Genomic DNA, 8231 nt, shown 5'->3' with positions numbered 1-8231 from the left:
GCAGCATTCCCCATACGAGTGCCGAACACTTCCATTCGCGCTTCGGCTCATCTTGTTCAGCCCATGCAGCACGGCTTCGGGCACCCTTCTGGTGAAAAGTGCATCACTTTGTTGAAGTCTGATGCGCGAGCCGGTAGGTTGATATGAGGAACCGTGGGGATGGAAATGAACGAGCGTCCGCGCAAGGCAACGCGACTGACCGTGAGTCTGGAAGAACAAGATTATCAGACTCTGTGCCAGATCGCGCTATCGAGGGACGCTTCGGTTTCGTGGGTCATCCGCCAGGCGATCCGACAATTCATCGAAAGCTCGTCCGAACCCCGTGGCCCATCGTCTATGTCTAGACCCCCTCGGAAGGGTGGTGAGGCATGAGGCTTATTAGGAACAGCGGGACGGACCGTGCCATCGACAGATTGCGCGAATGGCTGGATCAGGGCGCTCTCATAGACATCGTTTCCCCGTCCTTTTCACTGCTTGCATTTGCCGAGCTTCGAGGCGTTCTCGATCGAATCGAGCGATGCCGGCTGTTGCTGGGAGACGCCAGTTCCGTTCTTCCCAGCCTTCTCGGCGGTGAAGCTGACATCGTCTTCCGGGGACAACTTCAAGGGCGTTGGCTCGCCCGTCTCGTCGCCGAATGGGCGCGGAAGCGGGTTGAGATTCGGCACGCACGTCGAACACCGCCACAGTCGCTAGTACTCGTCAACGGCAAACCCGACTTCCGCCGGGCCATGGTCGGGACATGCTCATTCACGTCCGATGGTCTGGGTGTCACCCCGAGCGGTCGATTGGGGTTGGTTCAAGCAACCGAGTCGGATGCCGAGACCGCTGATTTTTCGGAATGGTTTCGCTCGAACTGGGAGGACATCGAGGCGAGCCCATCGGCGAAGGCCCACTTTCTGAACGCACTGGAGGAAATCGCCTCGCAGCGCGCGCCATCTCTCGTCTATTTCCAGATACTCTATCAAGTCTTCAAGGACCTGGGTGATGAGCTCGACGAGGAGCGGATCATCAAGTCGGCGACGGGCATTCGAAACACCGTCGTGTGGAAGAAGCTGTTTCGCTTCCAACGCGATGGGGTGGTGGGTGCGATCGACAAATTGGAGAGGATCGGCGGCTGCATTATTGCTGACAGTGTTGGCCTCGGAAAGACATTCGAAGCGCTCGCAGTTGTAAAGTACTATGAGCTTCGCAATGATCGCGTTCTCGTGCTTTGCCCGAAGCGCCTTCGTGATAATTGGACCCTTTATAAGGCAAATGACCGCCGAAACATTCTGGCTTCAGATCGGTTCAATTATGATGTTTTGAACCACACGGATCTGTCGCGCGATGGCGGTGTATCCGGCGACATTGATCTTGCTCACGTAAACTGGGGCAATTACGACCTCGTGGTCATCGACGAGTCGCACAACTTCAGGAACAAGCCGACCCATAAGGACCGCGACAGCCGCTACGACCATCTCATGAAACGGATCATTCTGTCGGGGGTGAAGACCAAGGTGCTGATGCTGTCTGCAACGCCGGTCAACAACCGTCTTGCCGACCTCAAGAACCAAATCGCATTTGTAACAGAAGGGAATGACGTGGCTCTTGCGGCCAATGGCATTCCAAGCATCGCAGCGACGATCCGGAAAGCGCAAGGGCAGTTCAATCGTTGGCTCGACCTTTCGGAAAGCGAACGCCGGCCCGCTAAGCTTATGGACATGCTCGGCTTTGATTATTTCAAGTTGCTCGACATGTTGACGATCGCCAGGTCACGAAAGCATGTGCAACGCTATTATGGGATTGAGGAAACGGGGCAGTTTCCTGACCGGCTGCCGCCGGTGAACATCAAGGCGGACGTTGATCTCACGGGTGAGTTTCGGCCTATTCGCGAGGTCAACAACGAAATTCGTCGCCTTACTCTCGGTGCCTACGCGCCACTGCGATACGTGCTGCCACACAAGCAGGCTGCGTATGACGAGAAGTACAGTACAAAGATTCGAGGTGGCGATCAGTTCTTCCGGCAGCTCGACCGCGAGGAAAGCCTCACCCACCTCCTGCGTGTGAATATCCTGAAGCGCATGGAGAGTTCCGTTGCGTCGTTCTCCCTGACCATCGAACGCCAACTTGCGGACGTTGATGCACTGCTCGCCAAAATCGACTCCCATGACGACGCGATCGAGGAAATCCCGATTGACGACGTGGATGTGGACGATCCCGCATTCGAGCCGCTGCTCGTCGGCCGAAAGGTCAAGGTGCTTCTCCAGGACGTTGACCGTATTCGCTGGCGACAGGATCTTGTCGAGGACCATGAACGTTTGGCGGCGCTTCTATCGGCCGCGCGTCTTGTTATCCCCAAACGGGATGCCAAGTTGGCTGCGCTCAAACGGCTTGTCGTTGAGAAGGTTCGTAATCCGATAAACCCGGACAACCGGAAGATTTTGCTGTTCACGGCGTTCGCCGATACGGCTGACTATCTCTATCGCGAGTTGGCCGATTGGGCGCCCTCGGCACTTAGCCTACATAGCGCGGTCGTTACCGGCGCTGGGGCGAATAAGACCACATTGCCGGGCGTTCGCGGGGATATGAGCAGCATTCTGAGCGCTTTCTCTCCAAGGTCCAAAGAACGGCCGGCAGAGCTTGTCGCCGAGGGAGAAATCGATCTTCTGATAGCCACGGACTGTATTTCGGAAGGTCAGAACCTTCAGGACTGCGATTACCTCGTCAATTACGATATCCATTGGAACCCTGTCCGGATCATCCAACGATTTGGCCGCATCGACCGGATCGGCTCCCGAAACGCTAGGATTCAGTTGGTCAACTTCTGGCCGAATATGGAGTTGGACGAGTACCTCGACCTCGAATCCCGCGTCAGCGGGCGCATGATGCTCCTTGATGTGTCGGCAACCGGCGAGGAGAACGTCATCGAGTTCCAGGCGGGCAACGAGATGAACGATCTGGAATACCGTCGCGCGCAGCTTCAGAAGCTGCAGGACGCCGTGATCGATCTCGAGGACTTGTCCAGTGGCGTTTCCATCGCGGATCTCACACTCAACGATTTCCGGATCGATCTGGCGGGCTATCTGGGTGCCAATCGGGAGCGGCTCGATGCGTTGCCGCTCGGCACCTATGCCGTCACAGAGGCTCCCGACGACGGAGAGAGCCCAGTTCCGCCGGGTGTCATCTTCTGTTTGAGGGCTGTTGGCGAGACAGCTTCCTCCGTCGTCGAGCCGGGCTATCCGCTGGCGCCCCATTACGTTGTTCATGTCGGAGAGGATGGAGAAGTCCTGCTTCCCTACACGCAGGCGAAGCAGGTGCTCGATCGTCTGAAGAAGCTCAGTCTCGGCCGTGACCAGCCGGACCAGGCGGCTTATGGTCGATTCGACAAGGCCACGCGCGCCGGTCGCGACATGGAGCCCTACCGCAAGCTGCTCGCCCGCGCCGTCGGTACGATTGTCGGCAAACGTGAAGAGCGAGCGGTTGCCAGCCTGTTCCAAATGGGTGGCACCCACGCGGTGAAGGGGGAGTTTGCCGGCGTCAATGACTTCGAGGTTATCGCGTTTTTGGTGGCTCTGGCTCCGACGACGGACGTGGCGCCATGACGGAGGTGGCGGCAACTGACCCGATCATAACGGCTCTGGATTTGCCGCCGGGCGCGCGCCTTGACATGCGCGTGCCGAAGAAGGCGCTGCTTGAGCAGGGTGCGCCGACGGCGACCGACAAGCGGGCGATTCAAGACGGCATCGAAGAGATGCAGTGGATCGCGGCTCTCAAGCCCAACACCGTCGCCATACCGGCATTCGTGCACGAAGGCCGGAACTATTCGGAGATTGCAGTCCTATCCGCGATACTTCGGCCGGAGGCCCGCTCGCCCCGCCTAACGGAACTCATTCATCGTGCCATTCCCTATCCGGTTCTGCTGATCACTCTGTCGGGCTCGCACGCGGCCTTGTCGGTCGCACCTAAGCGGGCGGCTCAGAACGAGGGCAACAAGATCGTGGTCGAACGCATCGTGCTCGCGGACGAGATCGATCCTGGCGCACCGTCGGCGATCGAACGGTCATTCCTGGAAAGCCTGGCACTCGCACAGCAACCCGCACGCGATCTATCGACGGTGTACGACGGGTGGCTGGTTCGGATCGAGGCGCTGAACGCCGCGCGCGTCTCGGGCCAATTCGTCCTCGCCAGTGTAGCCGATCGGATCGATCGTCGTCGCTCGGCGCTGGAAGAGCACGCTCGGCTTTTGCGCGAGATCGCACAGTTGCGGGCGCAGGCGGGCCGCGCCAAACAGATTAGTCAACGGGTTGATTTGAATCAGAAAATCAAGGCGGTCGAAGCCGCCATCGATCGAGCCAAGCGGTCGATGTTGGGGGATGGCGAATGAAGATTTCCACGATTCTGGACCATATTGACAGTGGGCACATGGCGCTGCCTGAATTCCAGCGTGGCTATGTCTGGAACCGCGATCAGGTTCGCGGCCTGTTCGACTCGCTGTACCGTCGGCATCCGGTCGGTGGCCTGCTTGTGTGGGCAACGGAGGCTAAAACGGCCGCGCATCGCGGCGACGGCCCGATCGCGGCAGGCATCGTCAAACTCCTGCTCGACGGTCAGCAACGCATGACATCGCTCTACGGTGTGGTGCGCGGGGATCCGCCGAAATTCTTCGATGGCAACACCCAGGCCTTCAGTGGCTTACGGTTCCATCTCGGAACAGAGACCTTCGCCTTTTACCAGCCGGTCAAGATGCAGGACGATCCGCTATGGATCGATGTGACCGCCCTGATGAAGGCGGGGAACGCCGGGCTTGGGGCATTGATCGCTCAGCTTTCCGCCGATCCCGCCCATGTGGCGAATGTCGGCGCTTATGTCGGCCGGCTTGGCGCTCTGCTCGGCGTCACCGAGATCGATCTGCACGTCGAGGAGGTCACCGGCCAGGACAAGACCCTGGATGTCGTCGTCGATATTTTCAACCGGGTGAACAGCGGCGGCACCAAGCTGTCGAAGGGTGATTTGGCGCTCGCGAAGATCTGTGCCGAATGGCCGGAAGCGCGCGACTCCATGAAGGCCAAGCTGAAGGAATGGACGGCCGCCGGCTACCAATTCAACCTCGATTGGCTGCTACGCTCCGTCAACACGGTCCTGACCGGAGAGGCCAAGTTCAGCTATCTCCACGACAAGGGCGCGCTCGACATTCAGGATGGCTTGAAGCGCGCCGGTAAGCATATCGATGCGAGCTTGAACTTCATCGCCGGGCGCCTCGGGCTCGATCATGACCAGGTGTTCTTCGGGCGCTTCGGCGTGCCCGTCATGGTGCGCTACATGGACAAGACGAAGGGAGCGCTGGACGCCAAGGAGCGCGACAAACTCCTGTTCTGGTTCGCGCAAGCCGGCATGTGGGGGCGCTTTTCGGGCTCGACGGAGACCTTCATCGATCAGGATTTGGCCGCCCTCGAAGGGCCGAACGGCGGCCTGGACACGCTGCTGGAACAGCTTCGGCTCTGGCATGGCGGGCTTCGGGTTGAAGCCGGCCACTTCACCGGCTGGAGCCTCGGCGCGCGCTTCTATCCGGTGCTCTATATGCTGACCCGCATGGGCGAGGCGCGGGATTGGGGGACGGGGTTGCCTCTGCGCGCCAGCCTGCTCGGCAAAATGAGCCGCCTGGAGGTGCATCACATCTTCCCCAAGGCGCAGCTCTACAAGCTGAAACACCGCCGGGCCGACGTGAACGCGCTTGGCAATTTCTGCTTCCTGACCAAGGACACGAACCTCAACATCAGCGATCGTTTGCCGGAGGAGTATTTCCCGGAGGTCGAGGCGCGACACCCCGGAGCGCTGGCGTCGCAGTGGATACCGGCCGAACCCGCACTGTGGAAGATCGAGCACTACCTCGATTTTCTCGAAGCCCGCAAGGCGTTGCTGGCTGAAGAGGCGAATCGGCGCTTCGAGGATTTGCTCCATGGCGATACCCGCTGGCTCGGCACGGCAGCGCCGGTGACGGAAGCCGAGACACAGACTGCGGGCGGCATCACGAGCGAGGTCGAGGAAGCTGAACTCGAAGCCCTCAACGATTGGGTCGACGGCCAAGCCTTGCCGCGTGGCCTGCTCGGCTTCGACTACGCAGATCCTGTCACGGGTGCGCAAAAGGCGCTGTTCGATCTGGCGTGGCCGGACGGTCTGCAGCCTGGCTTGAGCGCTCCGATCGCCGTGTTGCTCAATGAAGGCCCGGAGATCCTCGCCCTGGCGAGCAAGGCGGGATTCCGCTGCTTCACGTCCTCGGCTGATTTCCGCACCTATGTCGAAACCGAAATTCTGCACCTGGAAGCGGCGTGACCACTGCTTTGCCTCGTTTGCACCTGATTGAGTTGGAAAAAATGAAGAAACTTGATGCCGAGAGCCCCGAGACCAAGAGCGCCGATATCATCTCCGGCAACGTCGAGGTGCTGAAGTCCCTGTTCCCCGACGCCTTCACCGAAGGGAAGATCGACTTCGAGGTGCTGAAGGCGCTGCTTGGCGGCTCTGTGGACGAGCGCGAGGAGAAGTACGGGCTGAACTGGCATGGCAAGCGCCGCGCCCGGCAGATCGCGCTGACCCCGTCGGCGGGGACGTTGCTCCCTTGCCCGGAAGAAAGCCTCGACTGGGATACGACGCGGAACCTGATGATCGAGGGCGACAACCTCGAGGTGCTGAAACTCTTGCAAAAGAGCTACGCCGGAAAAGTGAAGCTGATTTATATCGATCCGCCCTACAACACGGGAAAGGATTTTGTATATCCAGACAATTTTAGGGACGGTATTGGAAACTATCTCGAAATAACTTCGCAAATAGACGATGATGGGCGGAGATTAAGTTCCAATACGGACTTTTCGGGACGATTTCACACAAATTGGATAAATATGATGTATCCTCGCTTAAAACTGGCGAGGAACTTGTTGCACAATAATGGTGTAATATTTGTAACCATCGATGACACCGAGGTTGCGAATTTGCGAGAAATTGCGAACGAGATTTTCGGCGAAGAAAATTTTGTCGCGAATGTCGTATGGCAGAAAAAATACGCCAAGCAAAATGATGCTACTTGGTTCAGCACAAGCCACGATCACATCCTTGTATTTGCTAAGAGTAAGGATGCGTGGAGGCCGAACCTCCTTGAGCGGACGCAGGAGCAGCTTGGCGGCTACGCAAATCCGGATAACGATCCTCGCGGACCTTGGCAATCTGTCGTTTACACCTGCAACAAGACCCGCTCTGAGCGGCCAAACCTATATTACGGCATCGAACACCCATCGAGGACGGAGCGGGTGTTCCCAAGTGAAACACGAGTGTGGGGCTACGAAGAGCCGACGCATCAAAAACACGTAGAGGAAAAGCGGCTCTGGTGGGGAAAGAATAACGACCTCGACAAGCCTCGCCTGAAGGTCTTTTTGAAGGAAGTTGGGACTGGTCTCGTACCTGACACGCTTTGGCTTCGTACTGACGTCGGTGATAATCAGGATGCTAAGCGTATATTGCTTGATCTCATACCAGAAGCGGCCTTCGAAACGCCTAAACCGCCCCGACTGATTGAGAGAATGATAGAACTCGCCACTAAGCCGGACGCAGATGATATTGTGTTGGACTTCTTTGCCGGATCGGGGACAACTGGGCAAGCCGTAATGAATGCCAATTTGGCAGACTCGGGCAACCGACGCTGGTTATTGGTGCAACTTCCCGAGCCAACCGGGAGGACAGACTACAAGACTGTGTTTGACATTACGAAAGCCCGTGTGACGCGCGCGGCTGAAAGAATCTCAACCGGTGACAGAGCCTTGGACTTTGGCTTTCGCGTCTTCAAACTCGCAGCTTCAAACATCCGCGCGTGGGAGCCTGACGCCTCGGATCTCGAAGACAGTCTTCTGAAGAATGCCGAACATCTCGTGCAGGGTCGCAAAGAGCGAGACGTGCTTTATGAGCTCTTACTCAAGCTCGGCCTCGATCTCTGCGTGCCGGTCGAGACAAAGACGATAGCAGGCAAGACAGTTCATTCCATTGGTGGCGGAGCGTTGATCGTCTGCCTTTCGGACGGATTGACGAAAGGCGTGGTTGAGGAACTCGCGAAAGGTATCGTCGATTGGCGGAAGGCGCTGGCGCCGGCCGTCGACACGCGCGTCGTGTTCAAGGATACCGGCTTCGCCGACGATATCGCCAAGACCAACATGGCCGCGATCCTGAATCAGGCCGGCATCGCCGACGTTCGCAGCCTGTGAGGACGGTTC

5 protein-coding genes are annotated in these 8231 nt (G+C 58.3%); all 5 read left to right on the top strand.

What is annotated here, in order from left to right:
- Positions 1-159 precede the first annotated feature (159 nt).
- Genes V5F66_RS15565 through V5F66_RS15545 form a run of 5 tightly spaced genes read left to right on the top strand, consistent with a single transcriptional unit; the run spans position 160 to position 8222 of the window.
- On the top strand, positions 160-372 hold the full coding sequence (locus tag V5F66_RS15565; RefSeq protein ID WP_394094198.1) for a ribbon-helix-helix domain-containing protein: 213 nt from the start codon (positions 160-162) through the stop codon (positions 370-372).
- Between the two features lie 41 nt (positions 373-413).
- Positions 414-3581, top strand: coding sequence for a helicase-related protein (locus tag V5F66_RS15560; protein WP_394094197.1), 3168 nt, complete (start codon positions 414-416; stop codon positions 3579-3581).
- Positions 3578-4363 carry a DUF4391 domain-containing protein gene (locus V5F66_RS15555; RefSeq protein WP_394094196.1) on the top strand — a complete coding sequence of 262 codons (786 nt, stop codon included), beginning with the start codon at positions 3578-3580 and terminating at the stop codon, positions 4361-4363. The genes V5F66_RS15560 and V5F66_RS15555 overlap by 4 nt, the downstream gene beginning before the upstream one ends.
- A complete protein-coding gene (locus V5F66_RS15550; RefSeq protein WP_394094195.1) occupies positions 4360-6309 on the top strand; it encodes a GmrSD restriction endonuclease domain-containing protein in 1950 nt (649 codons plus the stop codon). The genes V5F66_RS15555 and V5F66_RS15550 overlap by 4 nt, the downstream gene beginning before the upstream one ends.
- Entirely contained in the window at positions 6306-8222 is a 1917-nt protein-coding gene (locus V5F66_RS15545) for a site-specific DNA-methyltransferase (protein WP_394094194.1), read from the top strand. Before V5F66_RS15550 ends, V5F66_RS15545 begins: the two co-directional genes overlap by 4 nt.
- The last annotated feature ends 9 nt before the right edge of the window (positions 8223-8231 follow it).

Origin of the sequence: Xanthobacter versatilis, from assembly GCF_043193975.1 — a bacterium.
Lineage (GTDB): Bacteria > Pseudomonadota > Alphaproteobacteria > Rhizobiales > Xanthobacteraceae > Xanthobacter > Xanthobacter autotrophicus_E.
The sequence above is the reverse complement of the archived record's forward strand: the minus strand, read 5'-3'. Positions and strand labels throughout refer to the sequence as shown.

Bases quoted from the DNA above. Each gene is read 5' to 3' on its own strand.
- V5F66_RS15555 (WP_394094196.1), top strand. From the start codon at position 3,578: ATGACGGAGGTGGCGGCAACTGACCCGATCATAACGGCTCTGGATTTG.
- V5F66_RS15550 (WP_394094195.1), top strand. From the start codon at position 4,360: ATGAAGATTTCCACGATTCTGGACCATATTGACAGTGGGCACATGGCG.
- V5F66_RS15565 (WP_394094198.1), top strand. From the start codon at position 160: ATGGAAATGAACGAGCGTCCGCGCAAGGCAACGCGACTGACCGTGAGT.